The following is a 21,712-nucleotide window of genomic DNA, read 5'->3' on the forward strand; positions in this document are numbered from 1 at the left end:
CTCAGGTGCCCGCGGGCTCCCGGGTCGCCGCGACCCACGTCTCGAGGGTCGCGGTGGCCGCCCCGTCGTCGAGGACCGCACGCGCGCGCTCGAGCCTGGGCGACAGCTGGCCGACGAGGTCGGCATCGAGGTCGGGACCCTCGAACGCGAGCAGGGCCGCGGCCGCGTTGAGGGTGACGATGTCCCGCACCGGACCGGTCGCCCCCGCAAAGACGTCGCGGGCGATCGCGGCGTTGACCGGCGGCTCGCCGCCGACGAGGTCGTCGACCTGCGCGCGCTCGATGCCGAGCTCTCGGGGGTCGAGGGTGGTCTCGTGCGTACGCCCGTCGGCGATCAGCCACACCGATGACGTGGTGGTCGTCGTCAGCTCGTCGAGACCGTCGCCGCCGTGAAACACAAGGCCCCGCGCGCCACGGGCCGCAAGCACGCCCGCGACCAGGGCGGCCATGCGCCGATCGGCGATGCCGACGGCCTGGGCGATCGGCCGGGCGGGGTTCGTCAGGGGACCGAGCGAGTTGAAGGCCGTCGAGATCGCGAGCTCGCGTCGGGTGGCGGCGGCATGGCGCAGCGACGCGTGGTAGCGGGGGGCGAAGAGGAAGACGATGCCAGCACGCTCCATGACCGCCCGCTGGCGCTCGGGCGCGACGTCGAGCACGAGGCCGAGCGCCTCGAGACAGTCGGCCGTGCCGCAGGCCGACGAGGCCGCACGGTTGCCGTGCTTGACGACCCGCGCCCCGCCGGCAGCCGCGGTCACGGCCGCCATGGTCGACACGTTCACCGTGTTGGCGCGGTCTCCCCCGGTCCCCACGACGTCGACGGCCTCCGGATCGAGGTCGACGGGCGTCGCCTTCTCGAGCATGACCTCGGCCAGCGAGCGGAGCTCGTCAACCGTCTCGCCCTTGGCCCGCAGCGCCACGGCGAAGGCGGCCAGCTGGACCGGGGACGCGTTGCCCTCGAGGACCTCGCGCATGGCCCACCGGGCCTGGTCGCGCGTCAGGTCCTGACCCGACACCAGGCCGGTGAGCAGGTCGGGCCAGCGGCGGTCGGGACTCACGCCGTCGCGGCGACGCCACCGAGGCGCTGGCGCAGCAGGCCGGCGACCTCGGACGGCAGACGGATCGGGTCGATGGGATGGGCGACGACCGCCTCCGCACGCGACCACGTCGCCAGCCAGGCGTCCTGCACGCGCCCCACGACGAGCAGGACGGGCGGGCAGTTGGGGATCTCGTTCTTGATCTGGCGACAGATGCCCATGCCGCCCTCGGGCACGGCCTCGCCGTCGAGGACGACCAGGTCGACGCCGCCGTTGTCCATCGCCGCGATGACCGCAGCGGGTGTGGCGCACTCGAACACGTCGATCTTCGGCAGGTCGGCGGCCACGCGCGACCCCATCGCCAGGCGAACCTGCTCGCGCACGGTCCGGTCGTCGGAGTAGACGAGGACCGTGGCATGACGCTCGGTCGACTGTTCTGCGCTCATTGTCATCCTCTGGAGGGCGTCGTGGTTCGATTTCCCGGTCATCATAGCCCTCCCCACCGGGGGCGACCCCGCGTGCGGATGCCGGCCGCGTGGATGATCCCCGTCACAAGGGGCGCCGCGCGGTGGCCCGACGACGCTGCAACGGATTGGTTGCGGTCGTCCCCAAGTCTCGGGATCGGGATGACCAAAACGAAAAGTATGGCAATAATGCTCGCGTGGCTACTTCTACCGACTCGACGCATGCGCTCCCGACGGGGGCGGTCCATCCGATCGCGCCTTCCCGCCTGAAGGGCGTCAAGGGCCGACCCGACATGGTCGCCGTGGGCACCATCATCTGGCTGGCGAGCGAACTGATGTTCTTCGCCGCCCTCTTCGCCGCATACTTCACGATCCGATCGGCAACCAACGCCACCACCGGCGGCCAGCTGTGGGAGCAGGGCCACGGCCTGCTCAACGTCCCGTTCTCGACGATCAACACCGCCATTCTGGTGGCGTCGTCGGTCACCTGCCAGCTCGGCGTGTTCGCCGCCGAGAAGGGTGATGTCAAGAAGCTGCGCCTCTGGTACATCATCACGTTCATCATGGGCTCGATCTTCATCGGCGGTCAGGCGTACGAGTACGCCGAGCTGTACCACGAGGGCCTCACCCTGTCGTCGGACGTCTACGGCTCGCTGTTCTACCTGGCCACGGGCTTCCACGGCCTCCACGTGACCGGCGGCCTCATCGCGTTCCTCTTCGTGCTTGGCCGCACGTACATGACGCGACGCTTCACCCACGAGCAGGCCGTGTCGGCCGTCGCGGTGTCCTACTACTGGCACTTCGTCGACGTCGTCTGGATCATCCTGTTCGGCGTCATCTACTTCCTCGCGTGACGCGCGCGTCCACGCACCAAAACATCGATCGAAGGGACCCGCAGTGAGATTCCTGTCTGCCAGGCGGCGACACCCCGCGGCCAAGCCACTGATGCTGGTGATGGCGCTGTTCCTCATGGGCGCGCTGTACGCCGGCTTCGCCCCGGCCACGAAGTCGTCCGCCGACACCGCCAAGACCCAGCAGGTCGAGGAGGGCAAGCAGCTTTTCGCCGTCGGGTGCTCCTCGTGCCACGGCCTGAACGCCGAGGGAACCTCTCAGGGCCCGTCCCTGCACGGCGTGGGCGCCGCTGCCGTGGACTTCCAGGTAAGCACCGGCCGCATGCCGATGGCACGCCCGGGCGCCCAGGCCCCGCGCAAGGCCAACACCTACACCGAGAAGGAGACCGAGGCCCTGGCCGCGTACGTCGCGTCACTGGCCCCCGGCCCCGCCATCCCGGCCGCACAGGACTACTCGCCCGCCGGGCTGAGCGACGAGGAGATCGCCCGCGGCGGTGAGCTCTTCCGCACCAACTGCTCGGCCTGCCACAACTTCGCCGGCATGGGCGGCGCCCTCCCCGAGGGCAAGTACGCGCCGACGCTCGAGGGTGTCGACAACCGTCACATCTACGAGGCGCTGCGCACCGGCCCCCAGCAGATGCCCGTCTTCTCCAAGGAGAACCTGACCGATCAGGACGTCCGCGAGATCATCGGCTACCTGAACCACCTCCACGAGCAGCCCACCTACGGCGGCAACGACTTCGGCGCCATCGGCCCGGTGTCGGAGGGCTTCTACATCTGGATCCTCGGCCTCGGCGGCTGTCTCCTGCTCGCCGGCTGGCTCGCCTCGAAGGGAGCACGCGCCAAGTGAGCACCAACGTCGAGAACAAGGACGCAATGAACACCCCTGATCCCAACTCCGGCGTCCTCGAGACCCGTCCGGTCGCCGACCCGGGCCTCGAGGAGCACGTCGAGCGGTACGCCGACGTCGACGAGGCCGCCGGCCGTCGCGCCACGCGCCAGGTGCTGACCTGCTTCGCCCTCGCGCCGCTGTTCGCCCTGGCGTTCATCGTCATCTACTTCACCGTCCCCGGCGGCCCGACCGGCCCGTCGATCTCATTCGGCTACCTGAAGGGCTCCGCGCTCCATCTGGGCCTGGGCCTGACCCTCGGGCTCGCCGTCCTGTTGATCGGCCTGGGCGCAGTGCAGTGGGGCCGCATGATCATGTCCGACGAGGAGATCATCGAGGAGCGTCACACCGCCCATTCCTCCGACGACGACAAGGCCGCCACGATGGCCGAGGTCGACAAGGGCATCGCCGACTCCGGCATCAAGGGCAGCCGTCGCTCGATCCTCGCCGCCCTCGGCGGCGCCGTGGGCCTCACCGCCCTCGCTCCCTTGGTCACGCTGGCCGACCTCGGCCCCTGGCCGACCCCGTCGCGCATCCGCGGCACCCTCGAGCGCACCCTGTGGGCCGAGGGCACGTCCTCGGAGCCGATGTACCTGGTCAACGACGTCACCTACAAGCGGATCAAGGCCTCCGACATGGAGATCGGCCAGCTCATCAACGGTGAGCCCGAGAAGCTGAAGGACCTCGTCGCACACCACCACCAGGTCGAGAAGGCGAAGGCCGCGATCATCATCGTGCGCATGGACCCCAACTCGATCAAGATCCCCGAGCGCCGCAAGGACTGGCACGTCAACGGCATCCTCGCGTATTCGAAGATCTGCACCCACGTCGGCTGCCCGATCTCGCTGTGGGAGCAGCAGACGCACCACCTGCTGTGCCCCTGCCACCAGTCCACGTTCGACCTCGGCGACGCCGGCAAGGTCGTCTTCGGCCCGGCGGCCCGCGCGCTGCCGCAGCTGCCGATCACGACCGACAAGGACGGCTACCTCGTCGCCCAGCGCGACTTCACCGTCCCCGTCGGCCCGAGCTTCCCCGAGCGCCAGTTCTACCCCGAAGACAAGGGTGAGTGATCTCTGATGGCAAAGCCTGCACAGGTCGTCCAGACCGACGACTCCGTCGCCGCGAAGTCCCCGTCCGGCGCCCACCCGTTCAAGGCGCTCTCCGGCCCTGCCACCTGGGCCGACGACCGCCTCGGCCTCGCCGCCATGGGCAAGAAGAACCTCCGCAAGGTCTTTCCCGACCACTGGTCGTTCCTACTCGGTGAGGTCGCGCTCTACTCGTTCATCATCCTGCTGATCACCGGCGTCTTCCTGACCCTGTGGTTCAAGCCGTCGATGGGTGAGATCCACTATGAGGGCTCCTACCAGCTTCTCAAGGGCCTGCCGATGTCCGAGGCCTTCGCCTCGACGCTGGCGCTGTCCCACGACATCCGTGGTGGCCTGCTGATCCGCCAGATGCACCACTGGGCGGCCATGCTGTTCATCGCCGCGATGTTCTCCCACGCGCTGCGCGTGTTCTTCACCGGCGCGTTCCGCAAGCCGCGCGAGCTCAACTGGCTGCTGGGCGTCGGCCTGGTCTCCATGGGTATGGTCGAGGGCTTCGCGGGCTACTCGCTGCCCGACGACCTGCTGTCGGGCACCGGTCTCCGCTTCGTCGACGGCATGATCCGTTCGATCCCGATCATCGGCACCTGGGCGGAGTTCTTCGTCTTCGGCGGCGAGTTCCCGGGCGAGATCATCATCCCCCGCCTCTACATGGTCCACATCCTCCTGATCCCCGGCCTGCTGCTGGGTCTGATCGCCGCCCACATGGCGCTGGTCGTTTACCACAAGCACACCCAGTTCCCGGGTGCCGGGCGCACCGAGAAGAACGTCGTGGGCTACCCGATGTTCCCCGTGTACGCCGCGAAGGCCGGTGGCTTCTTCTTCATCGTGTCCGGCGTCATCACCCTGTTCGGCGCGCTGTTCCAGATCAATCCGGTGTGGATGTACGGCCCGTACAACCCGGCCCAGGTGACCGCCGGCTCGCAGCCCGACTGGTACATGGGTCCCGCCGAGGGTGCCGTCCGCATCATGCCGGGCTGGGAGTCTCACATCCCCGGCGCGTCGGTCTTCTCGACCTGGTCGTGGAACATCGCGGTCCCGGGCCTCGGCGTGCTCGGCCTGCTGTTCACCTCGATGGCGATCTACCCGTTCCTCGAGCAGTGGATCACCGGCGACAAGCGTGAGCACCACATCCTGCAGTACCCCTACCAGGCGCCGACGCGTACGGCCCTGGGCGCAGGTGCGATCACGATGTACCTGATGTTCCTCATGGGTGGCGGCAACGACATCCTGGCCACGAAGTTCCACCTGTCCCTGAACACGGTCACCCACTTCCTGCGGGTGGCCTGGATCGTCGCCCCGATCGTGGTCTTCATGATCACCAAGCGCATCTGCCTGGGCATTCAGCGCCAGAAGGAGGAGCGCCTGCTCCACGGCTCCCCCACCGGTCAGATGGAGCGTACGGCCGAGGGCGAATACTTCGAGGACCACGCCCCGATTTCCGACGACGAGGTCTGGACGCTCACCCAGCACGACGAGTTCGTGCCGATCGAGCCGGGCGCGACCGAGGATGCCGACGGCGTACGCGTGTCCGGGGGCGCCTCCAAGCGTCGCGCCGCCGCCCACCGCTGGTTCTACCGCGACTCGGTGGCCAAGCCGACCGCGAAGGAGCTCCAAGAGGCCCGCGACCACATGCTGGGCCACGGTCACGGCGGTGACCACGACGAGCTCGCCAACGAGGAGCCCGGCCACCAGCTGTCCGGCCACGGCGACGACCAGCGCAACCCGGTCGACGTCAAGCACTGACGCACTCCACAGGGCCCCGGATTCGCGCGGATCCGGGGCCCTGTGCCGTTCCGTCGGCCGGTGCCCGATCTCCAGCCCCGTATCGACATATGCCCATACACTGTGGGCATGCTCATATTCGGCTTCTCCAGCTATGCGAAAGTGCTTGGCGTCATGATGTCGTTGTGCGGGCGGTGTGGGAACAACGCCGCCCACCACGTCGTGCGACGGGGCACCAAGTTCTCGCTGTTCTTCATCCCGCTCATCCCCTTGTCGAGCCGGTATGCCCTCGAGTGCTCTATCTGCGGTCAGGCCCGTGCGCTGACGAAGCAGGAGGCGGCGTCGCTCGCGGCCGCCCCCGACCCGGCCCCCGTCGACCGCGGACGCCCCACGTGGGATCCCGAGCAGGCCTCCTATCCCCAGCAGCCGGGCGGTACGAAGGGGTTCCCGCAGTACCCGCGCCAGCCCCACCAGGACAACCCGTGGCAGCAGGGTTGACGCCACCGGGGCCGTAGACTCCTCAGGTGCGATTCCTCAACGACCTGCGCCCCACCCACGACCTGACCTACAACGACGTCTTCATGGTGCCGCGCCGCTCCGGCGTCACGTCTCGGCTCGACGTCGACCTCACGTCTACCGACGGCCTGGGCACTCCCCTCCCCTTGGTCGTGGCCAACATGACGGCGATCTCGGGGCGCCGGATGGCCGAGACGATGGCGCGCCGCGGCGGCATCGCGATCATCCCCCAGGACATCCCGACCGACGTCGTCGCCGAGTCCATGGCGCGCGTCAAGCGTGCCCACCGCATCTTCGACACCCCCGTCACCGTGTCGCCGTCGACCACCGTCGGCGAGGCCATGAGCCTGCTGCCCAAGCGCGCCCACGGCTTCGTCGTGGTCGTCGAGGGCGACCGCAGGCAGGGCGACCTGCGGCCCGTCGGCGTGCTCCACCCCAGCGACACCGTCGACCTCGACCGTTTCGCGCAGGTCCACGAGGCGATGAGCCAGGACTTCATCCAGGTCGCGCCCACCGCCTCCCCCAAGGAGGTCTTCGACGAGCTCGCCGCCCACCACCAGGACGGCGCCGTCGTCGTCGACGGCGACCGGCTCGTCGGCGTGCTCACCAAGAAGGGCGCTCTGCGCTCCGCTCTCTACACCCCGGCCCTCGACGCCCAGGGACGCCTGCGCGTGGGCGCCGCCGTCGGCATCAACGGCGACGTCGCGGGCCGCGCCACCCGCCTGCTCGAAGCGGGCGCCGACGTGCTCGTGGTCGACACCGCCCACGGCCACCAGGACAAGATGATGGACGCGCTGGGCGCGGTCGCGAAGGCCCGCGAGGCGCACGGAGCCGACGTCCGCATCGTCGCCGGCAACGTCGTGACCGCCGACGGCGTGCGCGACCTCGTGGAGGCCGGTGCCGACGTCTGCAAGGTGGGTGTGGGCCCGGGCGCCATGTGCACCACTCGGATGCAGACCGGAGTGGGGCGCCCCCAGTTCAGCGCTGTCCTCGAGTGCGCGGATGCCGCACGCGAGCTCGGGCGTTCCGTGTGGGCCGACGGCGGCGTACGCCACCCCCGCGACGTGGCCCTCGCGCTCGCCGCGGGTGCGGGCTCGGTGATGATCGGCTCCTGGTTCGCGGGTACGCACGAGTCGACAGGGGACCTGTTCACCGACGCCGACGGGCGCATGTACAAGGAGTCGTTCGGCATGGCTTCCGCGCGCGCCGTGCGCATGCGTACGCGGGACCAGTCCGGCTTCGACCGTGCCCGTGCGGGACTCTTCGAGGAGGGCATCTCCAGCTCCAAGATGTACCTCGACCCCCAGCGCCCCGGCGTGGAGGACCTCGTCGACTTCATCGTCTCAGGCGTCCGTTCCTCCTGCACGTACGCCGGCGCCCGCACGCTCACCGAGTTCGCCGACCTCGCCACCGTCGGCCTGCAGTCCAGCTCGGGCTACGACGAGGGACGCCCCCTCCACGCCTCCTGGTGAGCGCGTGGGGGCTCGGTGCCCCAAGGCGACAGGGCGCCCCGGGGACTCCTCGGGGTGCCCCGTGCGCGTGGTGGATCCTCAGCCCAGGGCGCGGGCCAGGTCGTCGATCAGGTCGCTCGGGTCCTCGAGCCCGATCGACAGCCGCACGATGCCGGCCCCGGGCCGCTCCTCGGGCGCGACGGGCCGGTGGGTCAGCGACGCGGGGTGCTGGATCAGGGAGTCGACGCCGCCCAGCGACACGGCGTGGGTGAACAGCTGCACGTCGTGGGTGAGCCGTGCGGCGGCCTCGTGGGTGCGCACGTCCACGGCCAGCATGGCGCCGGGGCCGCGCATCTGCGTACCGATCAGGCCCTGCGGGTCGGCGTCGGGCAGACCCGGGTAGAAGACGCGCTCGACGGCGTCGTGCTCGGCGAGATAGCCGGCGACGACCTTCGCGCCCTCCTGCTGGGCGCGGATACGGACCGGCAGCGTGGCCAGCCCGCGATGCATGAGGTACGCCGACAGCGGGTGGGCCAGCGCGCCGCTGGCCGCGCGTACGCGGCGTACGGCCTCGACCCAGCGCCGCGAGCCCGCGACGACGCCGCCGATGACGTCGCCGTGACCGCCGATGTATTTCGTCGCGGAGTGGGCGACCATCGCGGCACCGAAGTCGCCGGGGTTCTGCAGCACGGGGGTCGCGAAGGTGTTGTCGATCATCACGGGGACCTCGCCCGCAGCGGCGACGAGCGCCTTGATGTCGACCAGCTCGAGCGTGGGGTTTGCCGGGGTTTCGGCGACGACGAGCGCCGTGTCGGGGCGCAGGGCGTCCGCGACGGCCTCGAGCGAGTGGACGAAGGTCGTCTCCGTGCCGTAGAGGTTCGTGGCGAGCACCTGGTCGGTGCCGCCGTACAGGGGCCTGAGCGCGACGACGTGGCGATGACCGGACTCGAGGCAGGCGGCCTGGATCGCCGCACCGATACCGGCCATGCCCGATCCGAACGCGACGGCCCCGCCGGTGTGCTCGAGGAGGGCGAGCGCCTGCTCGAACCGGGCGACCGTCGGGTTCCACAGCCGTTGGTAGATGAACGAGCCCCCGTCGATCGGGTCTCCTCCGGTGGCAATGGCCTCGTAGGAGTCACCGCCGAGTTCGATGTCAGGCAGCGGGTTGGTCGAAGACAGATCGATGGGGAGCGCGTGGACGCCGAGGGCGGTGAGATCGTCCCGGCCGGCGTGCACGGCGAGCGTGTCCGGAGAGAGGTGGTCCATGAGCCGATCATGCACCAAAGCGACCGCGCGCGCAGAGGAATGCCCGCGTACGCGAAGACGCCCGCCCCCTAGGGGGACGGGCGTCGACGTGGTCGGTTCAGTGGGAGTAGTCGCCGCGGTAGTACTGGTAGACCCAGCCACCCACGGCCCACACGCCCAGGCCGAAGCCGATGATCGTCAGCCACCAGCCGAAGACCGGTCCAAGGAAGACCAGACCGACGATCACGGCGCAGACGAGGGGCCAGATCGAGGCGGGCGGGAAGAAGCCGATTTCACCGGCACCTTCGGCGACCTCGGCCTCCTTGCGGTCCTCGGGACGCAGGTCCATCTTGGCCCCGGTGATCGAGTAGAAGCCGCCGATCATGAGGATCATCAGGCAGCTCAGCGCCAGCGTCAGGATGCCAGCCCACTCGATCTTTCCCCCGTCGAAGCGACCGAGGAAGTAGTAGACCACGGTCATCAGGCCGAAGAAGCCTGCGAGCGGCAGGTAGATCCACGCTTCCTTCTTCATCGGAGGTCACCCTTCTTGTCGTCGCCAGCGCGCTCGGTCAGGACGGACACACGGCCGCTGTCCTCGGGAGCATCCTTCGGGCCACTGTCGGGGGCGGCCTGCGCCTGGTATTCGCGCAGTGCGATCTCCGGGTGATGGAGGTCGAAGGCCGGGGCCTCCGAGCGGATACGCGGCAGCGAGGTGTAGTTCTTCTTCGGCGGCGGGCAGGACGTGGCCCACTCGAGGGAGCGGCCCCAGCCCCACGGGTCGTCCACCGTCACCTTGGGGGCGTAGCGGCTGATCCACAGGTTCCAGAAGAACGGCAGGAAGGATACGCCCAGCATGAACGCGCCGACCGTGGAGATCTGGTTCAGCAGCGTGAAGCCCTCGTCGGGCAGGTAGTCCGCGTAACGACGCGGCATGCCCTCGATGCCCAGCCAGTGTTGTACGAGGAAGGTGAGGTGGAAGGCGAAGAACAGCATCCAGAAGTGGACCTTGCCCCACGTCTCGTTGAGCATGCGGCCCGTGAACTTCGGCCACCAGAAGTAGAAGCCGGCGAACATCGCGAATACCACGGTGCCGAAGAGCACGTAGTGGAAGTGGGCGACCACGAAGTAGGAGTCGGACACCTGGAAGTCCATAGGCGGGGAAGCGAGGATGACGCCCGTCAGGCCACCGAAGAGGAACGTCGTGAGGAAGCCCGCGGCCCACAGCATCGGCGTGTCGAAGCTGATGGAACCTCGCCACATCGTGCCGATCCAGTTGAAGAACTTCACACCGGTCGGGACGGCGATCAGGAACGTCATGAACGAGAAGAACGGCAGCGAAACCGCGCCGGTGACGAACATGTGGTGGGCCCACACTGCGACCGACAGGGCGGCGATCGACAGCGTCGCGGCGACGAGGCCGACGTAGCCGAAGATCGGCTTGCGGGAGAACACCGGGATGATCTCGGTCACGATGCCGAAGAACGGCAGGGCGAGGACATAGACCTCGGGGTGACCGAAGAACCAGAACAGGTGCTGCCACAGGATCGGGCCGCCATGAGCGGCGTTGAAGATGTGGGTGCCAAGGCGACGGTCGGCCTCGAGGACCAGCAGGCCGGCGGCGAGCACCGGGAACACCAGGAGGACCAGGATCGAGGTGACCAGGATGTTCCAGGTGAAGATCGGCATGCGGAACATCGTCATGCCGGGCGCGCGCAGCGTCGTGATGGTGGTGATGAAGTTCACCGCGCCGAGGATCGACGACAGGCCCAGCAGATAGAGGCCCATGAGCCACAAGTCGCCACCGGCGCCCGGCGAGTGGATAGCCGTCGACAGCGGGGCGTACGCGAACCAGCCGAACGAGGCGGCGCCGTCAGGGGTGAGGAAGCCCGAGCAGGCGATGATCGACCCCACCACGAACAGCCAGTAGGAGAAGGAGTTCAGACGCGGGAAGGCCACGTCCGGGGCACCGATCTGCAGCGGCATGACGAAGTTGGCGAAGCCCGCGAAGCAGGGTGTGCCGAACATCAGCAGCATGATCGTGCCGTGCATCGTGAACATCTGGTTGAACGTCTCGAGCTGCATGAACTGCATGCCCGGGAACGCCAGCTCGGCGCGCATCGCCAGAGCCATCACACCGCCGATGAGGAAGAAGATGAAGGCGGTGGTCAGGTACATCTTTCCCAGCAGCTTGTGATCGGTGGTGGTCAGCCACTCCATCACATGGGCGCCGAGGCGCCGGTCTGCCGGCGCCGTGCTGGTGGCATCGGCCACACGTCCGACGGTTGCCATGTCACTCACCTTCCTTTTTCGCGACCTGGAGCGAGTTGGCCCCGGTGGAACCCTTGATCTTGCCGACCTGGCCCTTGGCCTTCAGCTCGCCCATCTTGGCGTCGAACTCCTCCTGGGGCACGACGTGGACGTTGAACAACATCGCCGAGTGGTAGGTGCCGCACAGCTCGGCGCACTTGCCGGCGAACACACCCACCTTGTTCGGCGTCACCTGGAACGAATTGGTGCGGCCCGGGATCACGTCGAGCTTCATGTAGAAGGTCGGGACCCAGAACGAGTGGATGACGTCGGGCGAGTCGAGGTTGAACGTCACCGTCTTGTTGACCGGTAGGTACAGGTCGGGCGTCTTCTCGATCGTTCCCGCGTCCCAGACTCCGGCCTCGTTGTAGTTGAAGGTCCACGACCACTTCTGACCCACCACGTCGACGGTGTGGGCGGAGGTCTCGGACTTGTCGTACATCGCGTTCTGGGTCTTCACGGTCCAGAAGAACAGGACGCCGATGATCAGGAACGGGACGATCGTGTACATCACCTCGAGCGGGAGGTTGTAGCGCGTCTGCTTGGGCACCTCGTCCACGTCACGACGGCGGTAGCGGATGAACGCCCAGCCCATGAGACCCCAGACGAGGATTCCGATGGCCAGCGTCGCGATCCACGAACCGACCCAGAGGTTGCCGATGTGCGGCGCCCTGTCGGTCGAGGGTTCCGGCAGGCCGAACAGATGGCCCTGGCCAGGTCCAGCCTGTGCACATCCACTCAGCGCCACTGCAGCCAGACCGAACAATGCAGCTCCGGTCAGCCGACGGCCTCTCTTCGTCAGACTCACGTCACGCCCTTCCTTGGTTCCCGGAGCAGCCGAGAAGCGGCCACTCTAGTCGGCGCCACACTAACCCATTTCTCCGTGGGGTGCGGCCCCGCCTACGGCCTGTGGGACCCCTTGGTATCAACCCGTGACGTCGTCCCACAACGTCGACGACCCCCACATCGGGGGATGTGGGGGTCGGCACGAGACCTGCGTCACACGCAGCTGGTGGGATCAGTTGAACGACTCGCCGCAGGCGCAGGAGCCCTGCTGGTTCGGGTTGTCGATGGTGAAGCCCTGCTTCTCGATGGTGTCGACGAAGTCGATCGACGCGCCTGCGAGGTAGGGGGCGCTCATGCGGTCGGTGACCACATTGACGCCGCCGTACTCGTTGACGATATCGCCGTCGAGCTTGCGCTCGTCGAAGTAGAGCTCGTAACGCAGGCCGGAGCAGCCGCCCGGCTGCACGGCGACGCGCAGGGCGAGGTCGTCGCGGCCCTCGCGGTCGAGCAGGTCCTTGACCTTGGCCGCTGCGCCGTCGGTGAGGATGAGGCCCTGGGTGATGCTCGCCTCGGTCGTCATATCTGCCTCCACAAGAAGAGTCTGTCGTCGGGCTGCTGGGTGGCAGTCCCTCGTCGGGTGAACCGTGCTCCGCGCCAGTGTATTCCCGTCCGAGGCCGTGACAAAGGTCGTGGCGTCACCAGCGCCAGGTGCGGGCCACGCGAGCGGCGAGGGCCTCCAGCTCGGCGGCGCCCGGACCCTCGGCCGCGTACGCCGACTCGACTCCCATGGTGCGCATCTCGCGGCCGGCGATGAGCACCCGCTCGGCCAGCACGATGCACGGCGTGAGCGCCGCCTGGGCCACGTCGGCGACCTCCCGGACGACTCCCCCGCCGCGCGAACCGAAGTCGAAGCTGGTGGTCCCGGTGATGACCAGGTCTGCCACGCGCGCGGTCGCGGGCAGCTCCAGCCTGCGTACGCACTCGGCCGGCCCCTCCACCAGGCGCCCGCCCAGGGCGGTGATCGCGTACGCCGTGCCGCCGGCCGCCCCGTCACCGGGTTCGGGAGTGCGGCCCACGGCCATCGTGAACGCCTCGAGCGCGGAATCGGTGGCCAGCATCGTGGCCGGGTCCTCGCCGGTCTCGCGGCCGCGTACGGCGGTGATGCCGCGCAGGCCGAGCAGGTGGCGCTCCAGCCCGCCCGCGGCGACGACGCCGACCAGCTCGGTGTCGCCGACGAGATCGCGTGCGCGGGAGAGGTCGACGCGTGCGCCGCCGTCCCCCCTCGTCACCTCGGCGCCAAGGCCGGCCAGCAGCGCTTCTCCCGCGTCGTGCGTGCCCGCCGGGACGGTTCCCAGGTCCACGAGCAGCCGGCGCGGCCTGTCCAGCAGCGCGCCGGCGACCTCACGGGGATGGGCGGTGACCGCACGCTCGTCGGCGTCGAGCCTGACGGAGGACAGGAAGCCCTCCCCCGCCGCGCCGAGCGGCGCGACCGCCAGCTCGGCCGTCGGGTCGGCCGCCTGCCAGCCGCGGGCGATCGCCTCACCCGCCTCGAGTGAGCCGAGGTCGCCCTGCAGGTCGGTCGCCACGAGGATGCGCATGACCGCAGGCTACTGCCGCGCCCTAGTAGCGTTGATCGCATGGCCACACGCATGTCCTCCCGCCAGCTGATCGGCGCCGCGCTCGCCGCCCTCGTGGGCCTGTACGCGCTGGGCACCGCCTACACGTGGCTGGACGCGATGCTCGCCGAGCAGGCGGCGCCCTACATCGTGATGTCGGTGCTCGCGATCGTCGGGGCGCTGATGATGGTGGCCGCCGTCCCGACCAACCACCTCTGGCGCCGTCAGCTGACCGCTGCCCGCTGGATGCTGCCCGTCCTCGCCGGGGTCGGCGGCATCTGCGCCGCGGTGTGCATGTGGTTCGTCTCGATGTTTCGGGCCTGCGAGGGCGTCTGCCAGCCCGTCGACACGTGGAAGATGCTGCCGTCGCTGATCGCGGTGGGCGCGCTGTGCGGGCTGGGCCCGGCTTGGGCCGCCCTCGGCCTCCGCGGCCGCGAGGGGGCCGGCCGTTGGTGGGCCGTCGCCGTCGTCATGACCATCATCGGGTTCTGCGTCGGCATGTTCTTCTGGGTCGAGACCGGGCTGTATCCGAACGCCTGAGCCGTCCACGGCGAGATCCCCGAACCCAACTTGTGCACAAACCTGCGGGTCTGGGTTCAACGGAGAGAGACGAAGGGCCCCGGATCGCTCCGGGGCCCTTCGTCGTGCAGAGGCGGATGTCAGCCGGGGATGAGGCCGTCGTCGCTGCCCGAGTCGTCGAGCCAGGCCTGGATCTCCTCCAGGGTCGACTCGGCGTCCGGCACGATCAGGTCGGAGTCGTGCAGATCGTCGTCGGGGAGCGGCTCGCCAACCTCGGAGATGGTGCGGATCAGCTTGGCCAGCGCGTTGGTGAGACGCTCCTGGTCGTTGGCGTCGACGGCCGACTCGATGGCGTCGTCGCACTCGTTGAGCACGTCGAGGTGCTTGTCCTCGTCGATGCGGAACTGGCCCTCGTTGAGCACCCGGACGATCATCGCTGACCCTCCCAGCCCTGCTGCGGCTCGGTCGGGTAGGCCTTGAACGGCTCACCCTCGGCCTGGTCCTGGGCCGGCGGCATCGCGTGACCCTGGCCCTGCTGGCCCGCCGGCGGCATGGCGTACCCACCTTGCTGCGGCTGCTGGCCCTGCTGGAACCGGCCGCCCTGCTGGGGCTGACCCTGCGAGTACTGGCCACCCTGCTGGTACTGGCCACCCTGCTGGAACTGGCCGCCCTGCTGCTGGAACTGGCCCTGCTGCTGGGCGGGGCCGCCCTCGAGCTCGGGGCGGTGGCCGGCGTGGCCGGAGCCGAGCTGGGCCTTCATGCGCGACAGCTCGTTCTCGACGTCGGAGCCCGAGGACAGCGCCTCGAGCTCGCGCGCGATGTCGTCCTGGCCCGAGCTCGTCGGGTCGTCGAGGACGCCGGAGGCGAGCAACTCGTCCATGGCGCCGGCACGTGCCTGCAGCTGGGCCGTCTTGTCCTCGGCGCGCTGGATGGCCAGACCGACGTCACCCATCTCCTCGCCGATGCCGGAGAAGGCCTCGTTGATCCGCGTCTGCGCCTCGGCAGCCGAGTAGGTGGCCTTGATCGTCTCCTTGCGCGTGCGGAACGCGTCGACCTTCGCCTGCAGCCGCTGGGAGGCCTTGACGAGCTTCTCCTCCTCCGCCTGCAGCTGGGCGTGCTGCTGCTGCAGGTCGCCGAGCTGCTGCTGGAGGCCGGACTTGCGGGTCAGGGCCTCGCGGGCGAGGTCCTCCCGGCCCACCTCGAGCGCCTTCTGGGCCTGGGTGCTCAACTTGTCCAACTGCTGGTTCAGCTGCGTGGCCTGGAGCTCGACGCGCTTGCGCGACGTGGCCACGTCGGCGACGCCACGGCGCACCTTCTGCAGCAGCTCGAGCTGGCGCTGGTAGGAGTAGTCAAGGGTCTCTCGGGGGTCCTCGACCTTGTCCAGGGCCTTGTCGGCCTTGGCACGGAACACTGTCGACATCCGCTGCATGAATCCGCTCATGCGTCCAAGACTAGGGGCAGGGGTGTAACGGATCACAGGGTGTGCGCGTGGTTGATTCGGATTCCGGGGTTGTTTGGGGGACAATCCGGGGGTCCCCAGAACGACGAACGACGAGGTACGCCATGGCCAGACTGTTCCGCCCCTACAACAAGGAGGCGAAGTCCGAAACGGCCGTCAGCGACCCCGCGCCGGTCGAGGAGACCGGGGTCGACGCGCAGGGACGCCGCGTACCGAAGAAGAAGGACGCCCCCACGCCGCGCCGCAAGGACGCCGAGAAGGCCCGTCTGGAACGCGTCAACCCGACGCTGACAAGGAAGGAAGCCAAGAAGCGCGCCGCCGAGGCCAACCGCGAGAAGCGGATGGCGGCCCTCGAGGCGCGCGACTCGACGCCTGAGAAGCTACTGATGCGCGACGTCGTCGACTCGCGGTTCAACCTGGGCGAGGTGCTGCTGCCGACCCTCATGCTGGTGCTGGCCCTGTCGTTCGTCCAGCCCTACTGGCCGCAGGCCGCCAACGCGTCGATCATCCTGATGTACACGTTCATCGTGCTCGTCATCGTCGACCTGTTCGTGCTGTGGCGGAAGTTCAAGAAGATCTGGGAGGAGCGTCACCCAGGCAGGTCCACGAAGGGCACCGGCGTGATGATGTACGGCTGGAACCGGGCCATCCAACTCCGCCCGCTGCGCATGCCCAAGCCCACCGTGAAGCGCGGGGACAAGATCTGATGTGGCGCTGGGAGCCCGACCAGGGCACGATCGACACGACCTTCCCGTCGCAGGCCGAGGCCGAGGCCTGGCTGACCGAGGCGTACGAGGACCTCGCCGACCAGGGCGTCACCGAGGTCACGCTCCACGAGGGCGACCGGGTCGTCTACGGCCCCATGTCGCTGCTGCCGAGCTGATCAGCCCGCGACGACCTCCAGCACCGTCCCGTCCCAGCGGTGGACGGCGTCGGAGACGCGACCACGCGCGGCCGCGTACGACCTCGACACCTGCTCCCGGACCCACGACAGCGTCGCGGGATCCGCAGGATCGGGGAAGACCCACACCTCGCGAGAGCTCGGCACCGCCACCAAGTAGGGCCGCGACGGGTCGGCGCCCAGCTCACGCAGCAGCCGTGCGCAGTCGAGCAGCCGTGTTGCGGTGTAGATGTCGCCGGTGACCCGCCAGCCCGACAACGGCGGACCGGTGAAGGCCTGCACGTGCACGGGCTCGGCCAGCGTCGGGCCAAGCGCGGCGACACCCGCTGCCTCCAGCCCGCCGCGGTCGTCGATCTGGGCGGGGGTCAACCGGGTCGCCGCATGGGCCTCGTCGAGCACGAGATAGGCCACGAGCCCCGCCGGGCCCGGCAGCGTCGAGGTCGGGTCGACCTCACGCGGGTGGGTCAGGCGCAGGCGTACGCTCCCCCGCCCACCGACCTCCCGCAGGTGGGACTCGTGCTGCTCCAGAGAGGCGACGACCTCCCCGGCCGCCGCCACCGGGGACATGCCCCGGGAGACCAGCCCCGCGTACGCGAAGGCCAGATCGTCGAGGCGCTGGGCGACGCCGGAGTCGAGCACAAGCACGGCGTCGCGCACCTCGTAAGCACGCCCCTGCGCCCGCAGCCGCTCACGGACCGCGGTGATCGGCTCGTCCTCGGGACCCGACGGCACGCCCACCGGCTCAGACCTCGCGGACGCCCGGCGTCACGAACGGCGGCTTGACGACCTCGAACTCCTCGACGCGGCGGCGCACCTCGACGCCGACTGTGTCGCCCTCGGCGACCGACGCGTCGACCAGCGCGAGCGCGACGCCCTGCTTGAGCGATGGCGAGAAGGTGCCCGAGGTGATCTCACCGACCGGTCGTCCGCCGACGACCACCGACATGTGGGAGCGCGGGATGCCGCGGCCCTTGGCCTTCAGACCACGCAGCAGTCGCTTGGGCTTCGCCTCCTTCTCGGCCCGGAGCGCCTCGTGGCCGTCGAACGACTCCTTCTTCCAGCCCACGGCCCAGCCGAGACGGGCCTGGACGGGCGTGATCTCGGGAGAGATGTCCTGGCCGTGGAGGGCGTAGCCCATCTCGAGGCGCAGGGTGTCACGGGCACCGAGACCGCACGGGCGGATGCCGTCGGCCTCCCCCGCCGCCATGACTGCGTTCCAGACGGTCCCCGCGTCGGCGCTCAGGGCGACGAGCTCGTAGCCGCGCTCACCGGTGTAGCCGGTGCGGCACACCGTCAGGCCCACGCCCTCGAGCTCGGAGACGTCGAAGGACATGTAGTCGTGGCCGGTCGGCAGGCCGAGACGCTCCAGCACGTCGTCAGACCTCGGCCCCTGGACGGCGAGCACCGCGTACTCGTCGTGCTCGTTGGTGAGCTCGAGTCCCGCGGGCAGCCCGTCGCGCAGCGTCTCGACGACCTTGGCGTTGTTGGCGGCGTTGGGGATGAGGAAGACCTCCTCGTCGGAGAAGCGGTAGGCGATCAGATCGTCGACCACGCCGCCGTCGGCCTGGCACAGCATCGTGTATTGGGCCTGGCCGTTCGAGATCTTGTCCAGGTCGTTGGTGAGGCGCGTGTTCAGGTAGGCCACCGCGCCCGTCCCCTTCACCCGGGCCTTGCCCAGGTGGGAGACGTCGAAGATGCCCACGCCGTCGCGAACCGTGTGGTGCTCGGCCAGCACGCCGCCCCCGGCGTACTCCAGCGGCATCGACCAGCCGCCGAACTCCGCCATCTTGGCTCCGGCATCGACATGGCACTGGTGCAGGGGTGACTGCTTCAGCTCCGACATCCTGACTCCCTCGTCTCTCGTCTCGTGGACGTGGCCGAACCTACCGCAGGACAGATCGGCCACCACCACGGGACAGGGCTGTCGGAGCCGACGGGTAGCGTGTCCCGACGAAGCAACCGTTTCCGACCTGTGAAGGAACACAACGTGCCCACACCCGCCCTGCCCAAGGTCACCGTGGCCAAGTCCGTCCCGGCCGACGCCGACGTCCTCGTCGTCGCCGCCCAGGGCTCCGAGCCGGCCCTCATCACCTCCGACCGCGCCCTCGACAAGGCCCACACCAAGCAGCACGGTGCCGGCGTCGCCGAGACGGCGGCCCGCACCGGGTTCACCGCCAAGGTCGGCGCGACCTCGCTGCTCCCGGGTGTCGGCGGCCGCATGCTGGTTGTGGCCGGTGTGGGCACCGCCGAGCAGGCGACCCTCGAGCAGGCGCGTCGTGCCGCGGGCGCCGGCGTACGCGCCGCCTCCGGTCTGGGCAAGGGCCTGCGCGTCGCCGTCGACATGGACGCCACCGAGCCCGAGATCCTGCGCGCCGTCACCGAGGGTGCGCTGCTCGGCTCCTACTCCTACGCGGGTGTCCGCTCCGGCGACGCCCCCGAGGCGAAGATCTCCGAGATCGTCATCGTCTCGCCGTCCGCCGACAAGGACACCGTCGCCGCCGCCGTGGTCATGGCCACCGCAGTCGTCGCGGCCCGCGAGTGGGTCAACCTCCCGCCCAACCTGCTCTACCCCGAGACGTTCGCCGAGGAGGCCCGCGCCCACTGCAAGGGCTCGAAGGTCTCCGTCGACGTCCTCGACGACAAGGCCCTCGCGGCCGGCGGCTACGGCGGCCTGACCGCAGTCGGCGGCGGCTCGTCGCGCAAGCCCCGCCTCACGCGCCTGGCGTACGCGCCCCGCGGCGCCAAGCAGCACCTCGTGCTGGTGGGCAAGGGCATCACCTTCGACTCGGGCGGCCTCGACATCAAGCCGCCGGCCTCCATGGAGACGATGAAGTCCGACATGGGCGGCGCCGCGGCCGTCATCGCCGCCGTCCGCGCCATCGCCGACCTGGGCCTGAAGGTCAAGGTCACCGCGTACGCGTGCATGGCCGAGAACATGCCCGGGGGCGAGGCCTACCGCCCCTCCGACGTGCTGACGATGTACGGCGGCACCACGGTCGAGAACTACAACACCGACGCCGAGGGCCGCCTCGTCATGGCCGACGGCCTCGCCCGCGCCAACGAGGACGACCCCGACCTCGTCGTCGACGTCGCCACGCTCACCGGCGCCTGCATGGTCGCGCTCGGCTCCCACACGTTCGGCGTCATGTCCGACGACGACGTCGTGGCCGCCGCCGTGCTCGATGCCGCCGAGGCCGCTGGCGAGGATGCGTGGCAGCTGCCCATCCCCGAATGGGTCGACGAGACCCTCGAGTCGAAGGTCGCCGACGTCCGCTCCGGCGGCGAGCGCATGGGCGGCGCCCAGGTCGCCGCCGGATTCCTGCGCAAGTTCGTCGACGCCGACACCGACTGGGCCCACCTCGACATCGCCGGCCCGGCGTTCAACGAGAAGGGCGCACACGGCTACACCCCCAGCGGCGGCACAGGTGTGGCCGTACGCACGCTGGTCGAGCTCGCGCGCACCTTGTCCTGACGCTCGCGCCCGCGCGCCGGGGTCCGGCGTCCTCCTTGCAGTCGTCGGGTTGTCCCGGCTCGCGCGCGACGCGCGGAGTCCCCTGTCGTCGTCGCAGTCGTCATCGCCCCCGGGGCAGTTTTCGTTCTCACCACGAAAGCTGTCGCGGGGGCGATTCCTTGGTGCTCCTTACGACAGGGGGCGCGTCGCTCGACGCTCGCCGGGGAGGTCCGCTCCCTGCCCACTCACGCTCTCCGAGCGAGTGGTTTCCGAGCGAGCGCCAGCGAGACGAGGAACGCCAGCGAGACGAGGAACGCCAGCGGAACGAGGAGTCCTGGCGGACTAGCCCCGCTGCTCCTTGAGGCGCTCGTTCTCGGCGACCACCTTGCGGTGCACCTCGCGCTCGCGCTCCAGCCACGCGGGCGGGTCGGCCAGCAGCTCGCCCACCTGGTCGGCGTTCAGCGGCTCGGTGATGCCGCCGCGGGCCAGACCGGAGTTCGAGACACCCAGCTTCTGGGCGGTGACCTCGCGCGGGAAGGGGCCGTTGCGGCGCAGGTCGACGAGCCAGGCCGGCGGGTTCTCGCGCAGGGCGTCGAGGTCGTCGCGGGTGAAGGACCTGCTCTGGAAGTCCTCGGGCGCGGCGGACAGCAGGATGCCCAGCTTCTGGGCGGCGGTGGAGGGCTTCAGGGTCTGGCTCACAGCCGTGAGCTGTAGCCCAGCCGCTAGCCTGCAGGGGTGAGCCAGACCCCGTCGACACCGCCCGGCCTGCGCATCGGGCACGTGCGCGGAGTGGTCCTCCACAAGTGGCAGCGCACCTGGGAGGAACGCTTCCGCAACCCGCTGACCATCACCGAGGTCACCGACGACGCCCAGCTGGCCGGCCTGCACGACGGCAGCCTGGACATGTGCTTCGTGCGGCTGCCCATCGACCGCGACGGCCTCCATGCCATCCCCCTGTACGAGGAGCAGATGGTCGCGTGGGTCGCCAAGGACCACCTGTTCGCCGCCGCCGACGAGCTGACCTCCGCAGACCTCGCCGACGAGGAGACGGTCCTCACCGAGCTGGACGCCGTCGCCGTCGACCGCGTGCTGGCCGGTGCGGTGCTGGTGGTGCCGATGTCCATCGCCCGCGGCGCCAGCCGACGGGACCTCGTCTACCGGCCGGTCGTCGACGCCGAGACCTCCCCCGTCGCCCTGGCCTGGCGCACCGACGACGACAACCTGTTGCTCGACGAGTTCGTCGGCGTCGTGCGGGGCCGCAGCGCCAATTCCTCGCGTACGCAGAAGGAACGCGCGGCATCGGGATCCCGGCCGGTGAAGGCACGGCCCCAGCCCAGGAAGCAGAGGCCACAGAAGGGACGTCGCGGCCGCTGAACGGGCACGCGCGTGGGGTTAC

General features: G+C 69.6%; 23 protein-coding genes and 1 pseudogene. 11 read left to right on the forward strand and 13 right to left on the reverse strand.

Going from position 1 to position 21,712, the window contains the following annotated elements; genetic code table 11:
• Position 1: 1 nt before the first annotated feature.
• Both trpD and ACYVGD_RS07775 read right to left on the reverse strand, forming a co-directional pair.
• The gene (gene trpD / locus ACYVGD_RS07770) at positions 2 to 1,054 is read right to left on the reverse strand and encodes an anthranilate phosphoribosyltransferase (RefSeq protein WP_460742655.1); all 1,053 of its coding nucleotides are present in this window, start codon (positions 1,052 to 1,054) and stop codon (positions 2 to 4) included.
• Positions 1,051 to 1,479: a response regulator gene (locus tag ACYVGD_RS07775; RefSeq protein WP_460742656.1), complete on the reverse strand. Its 429-nt coding sequence runs from the start codon at positions 1,477 to 1,479 to the stop codon at positions 1,051 to 1,053. Before ACYVGD_RS07775 ends, trpD begins: the two co-directional genes overlap by 4 nt.
• 215 nt (positions 1,480 to 1,694) lie before the next feature.
• On the opposite strand from ACYVGD_RS07775, the gene ctaE reads away from it, so the two are divergent.
• The 6 genes from ctaE (at position 1,695) to ACYVGD_RS07805 (ending at position 8,053) form a co-directional block, all read left to right on the forward strand.
• Positions 1,695 to 2,351 carry an aa3-type cytochrome oxidase subunit III gene (gene ctaE / locus ACYVGD_RS07780; protein WP_460742657.1) on the forward strand — a complete coding sequence of 219 codons (657 nt, stop codon included), beginning with the start codon at positions 1,695 to 1,697 and terminating at the stop codon, positions 2,349 to 2,351.
• 43 nt (positions 2,352 to 2,394) lie between these two features.
• Positions 2,395 to 3,198, forward strand: coding sequence for a cytochrome bc1 complex diheme cytochrome c subunit (gene qcrC / locus ACYVGD_RS07785; RefSeq protein ID WP_460742658.1), 804 nt, complete (start codon positions 2,395 to 2,397; stop codon positions 3,196 to 3,198).
• Positions 3,165 to 4,307: a cytochrome bc1 complex Rieske iron-sulfur subunit gene (qcrA, locus tag ACYVGD_RS07790; RefSeq protein ID WP_460742904.1), complete on the forward strand. Its 1,143-nt coding sequence runs from the start codon at positions 3,165 to 3,167 to the stop codon at positions 4,305 to 4,307. The genes qcrC and qcrA overlap by 34 nt, the downstream gene beginning before the upstream one ends.
• A 6-nt stretch (positions 4,308 to 4,313) precedes the next feature.
• On the forward strand, positions 4,314 to 6,086 hold the full coding sequence (gene qcrB, locus ACYVGD_RS07795) for a cytochrome bc1 complex cytochrome b subunit (RefSeq protein ID WP_460742659.1): 1,773 nt from the start codon (positions 4,314 to 4,316) through the stop codon (positions 6,084 to 6,086).
• Between the two features lie 108 nt (positions 6,087 to 6,194).
• Positions 6,195 to 6,563 (forward strand): zinc-ribbon domain-containing protein, encoded by a 369-nt coding sequence (locus tag ACYVGD_RS07800; protein WP_460742660.1) that lies wholly within the window; start codon positions 6,195 to 6,197, stop codon positions 6,561 to 6,563.
• Between the two features lie 26 nt (positions 6,564 to 6,589).
• Positions 6,590 to 8,053, forward strand: coding sequence for a GuaB1 family IMP dehydrogenase-related protein (locus ACYVGD_RS07805; protein WP_460742661.1), 1,464 nt, complete (start codon positions 6,590 to 6,592; stop codon positions 8,051 to 8,053).
• 78 nt (positions 8,054 to 8,131) lie between these two features.
• Here the strand turns inward: ACYVGD_RS07805 and ACYVGD_RS07810 are convergent, their stop codons facing one another.
• The 6 genes from ACYVGD_RS07810 to ACYVGD_RS07835 all read right to left on the reverse strand — a co-directional run bounded on the left by ACYVGD_RS07810 (position 8,132) and on the right by ACYVGD_RS07835 (position 13,968).
• Positions 8,132 to 9,298: a trans-sulfuration enzyme family protein gene (locus tag ACYVGD_RS07810; protein WP_460742663.1), complete on the reverse strand. Its 1,167-nt coding sequence runs from the start codon at positions 9,296 to 9,298 to the stop codon at positions 8,132 to 8,134.
• Between the two features lie 97 nt (positions 9,299 to 9,395).
• On the reverse strand, positions 9,396 to 9,809 hold the full coding sequence (locus ACYVGD_RS07815; protein ID WP_460742664.1) for a cytochrome c oxidase subunit 4: 414 nt from the start codon (positions 9,807 to 9,809) through the stop codon (positions 9,396 to 9,398).
• Positions 9,806 to 11,566, reverse strand: coding sequence for an aa3-type cytochrome oxidase subunit I (gene ctaD / locus ACYVGD_RS07820; RefSeq protein ID WP_460742666.1), 1,761 nt, complete (start codon positions 11,564 to 11,566; stop codon positions 9,806 to 9,808). Before ctaD ends, ACYVGD_RS07815 begins: the two co-directional genes overlap by 4 nt.
• A gap of 1 nt (position 11,567) precedes the next feature.
• The gene (gene ctaC, locus ACYVGD_RS07825) at positions 11,568 to 12,392 is read right to left on the reverse strand and encodes an aa3-type cytochrome oxidase subunit II (protein ID WP_460742667.1); all 825 of its coding nucleotides are present in this window, start codon (positions 12,390 to 12,392) and stop codon (positions 11,568 to 11,570) included.
• Positions 12,393 to 12,602: 210 nt separating this feature from the next.
• A complete protein-coding gene (locus ACYVGD_RS07830; protein WP_460742668.1) occupies positions 12,603 to 12,950 on the reverse strand; it encodes a HesB/IscA family protein in 348 nt (115 codons plus the stop codon).
• 115 nt (positions 12,951 to 13,065) lie between these two features.
• Positions 13,066 to 13,968, reverse strand: a complete 903-nt coding sequence (locus ACYVGD_RS07835; protein ID WP_460742669.1) for a glycerate kinase — start codon at positions 13,966 to 13,968, stop codon at positions 13,066 to 13,068.
• Positions 13,969 to 14,007: 39 nt separating this feature from the next.
• Between ACYVGD_RS07835 and ACYVGD_RS07840 the strand changes: the two genes are divergently transcribed.
• On the forward strand, positions 14,008 to 14,526 hold the full coding sequence (locus ACYVGD_RS07840; protein WP_460742670.1) for a hypothetical protein: 519 nt from the start codon (positions 14,008 to 14,010) through the stop codon (positions 14,524 to 14,526).
• A 119-nt stretch (positions 14,527 to 14,645) separates the two neighbouring features.
• On the opposite strand, the gene pspAA is transcribed toward ACYVGD_RS07840, so the two are convergent.
• Positions 14,646 to 14,939, reverse strand: a complete 294-nt coding sequence (gene pspAA, locus ACYVGD_RS07845) for a PspA-associated protein PspAA (protein ID WP_460742671.1) — start codon at positions 14,937 to 14,939, stop codon at positions 14,646 to 14,648.
• Positions 14,940 to 15,208: 269 nt separating this feature from the next.
• Positions 15,209 to 15,946 (reverse strand): annotated as a pseudogene (locus tag ACYVGD_RS07850) (PspA/IM30 family protein); the annotation flags it as partial.
• Positions 15,947 to 16,068: 122 nt separating this feature from the next.
• Here ACYVGD_RS07850 and ACYVGD_RS07855 point away from each other — a divergent pair.
• On the forward strand, positions 16,069 to 16,671 hold the full coding sequence (locus tag ACYVGD_RS07855; protein ID WP_460742673.1) for a DUF3043 domain-containing protein: 603 nt from the start codon (positions 16,069 to 16,071) through the stop codon (positions 16,669 to 16,671).
• The gene (locus ACYVGD_RS07860; RefSeq protein ID WP_460742674.1) at positions 16,671 to 16,847 is read left to right on the forward strand and encodes a hypothetical protein; all 177 of its coding nucleotides are present in this window, start codon (positions 16,671 to 16,673) and stop codon (positions 16,845 to 16,847) included. Before ACYVGD_RS07855 ends, ACYVGD_RS07860 begins: the two co-directional genes overlap by 1 nt.
• Here the strand turns inward: ACYVGD_RS07860 and ACYVGD_RS07865 are convergent, their stop codons facing one another.
• Positions 16,848 to 17,603: a hypothetical protein gene (locus ACYVGD_RS07865; RefSeq protein WP_460742675.1), complete on the reverse strand. Its 756-nt coding sequence runs from the start codon at positions 17,601 to 17,603 to the stop codon at positions 16,848 to 16,850.
• Positions 17,604 to 17,607: 4 nt separating this feature from the next.
• Complete coding sequence (gcvT, locus tag ACYVGD_RS07870) at positions 17,608 to 18,708, reverse strand: glycine cleavage system aminomethyltransferase GcvT (protein WP_460742676.1); 1,101 nt, start codon at positions 18,706 to 18,708, stop codon at positions 17,608 to 17,610.
• A 144-nt stretch (positions 18,709 to 18,852) separates the two neighbouring features.
• Between gcvT and ACYVGD_RS07875 the strand changes: the two genes are divergently transcribed.
• A complete protein-coding gene (locus tag ACYVGD_RS07875) occupies positions 18,853 to 20,337 on the forward strand; it encodes a leucyl aminopeptidase (protein WP_460742677.1) in 1,485 nt (494 codons plus the stop codon).
• Between the two features lie 321 nt (positions 20,338 to 20,658).
• Here the strand turns inward: ACYVGD_RS07875 and ACYVGD_RS07880 are convergent, their stop codons facing one another.
• On the reverse strand, positions 20,659 to 21,015 hold the full coding sequence (locus ACYVGD_RS07880; RefSeq protein WP_460742678.1) for a DUF5997 family protein: 357 nt from the start codon (positions 21,013 to 21,015) through the stop codon (positions 20,659 to 20,661).
• 36 nt (positions 21,016 to 21,051) lie between these two features.
• Here ACYVGD_RS07880 and ACYVGD_RS07885 point away from each other — a divergent pair, with 36 nt between their 5' ends.
• The gene (locus tag ACYVGD_RS07885) at positions 21,052 to 21,690 is read left to right on the forward strand and encodes a LysR substrate-binding domain-containing protein (protein WP_460742679.1); all 639 of its coding nucleotides are present in this window, start codon (positions 21,052 to 21,054) and stop codon (positions 21,688 to 21,690) included.
• The last annotated feature ends 22 nt before the right edge of the window (positions 21,691 to 21,712 follow it).

The organism is Mariniluteicoccus endophyticus (genome assembly GCF_054780035.1).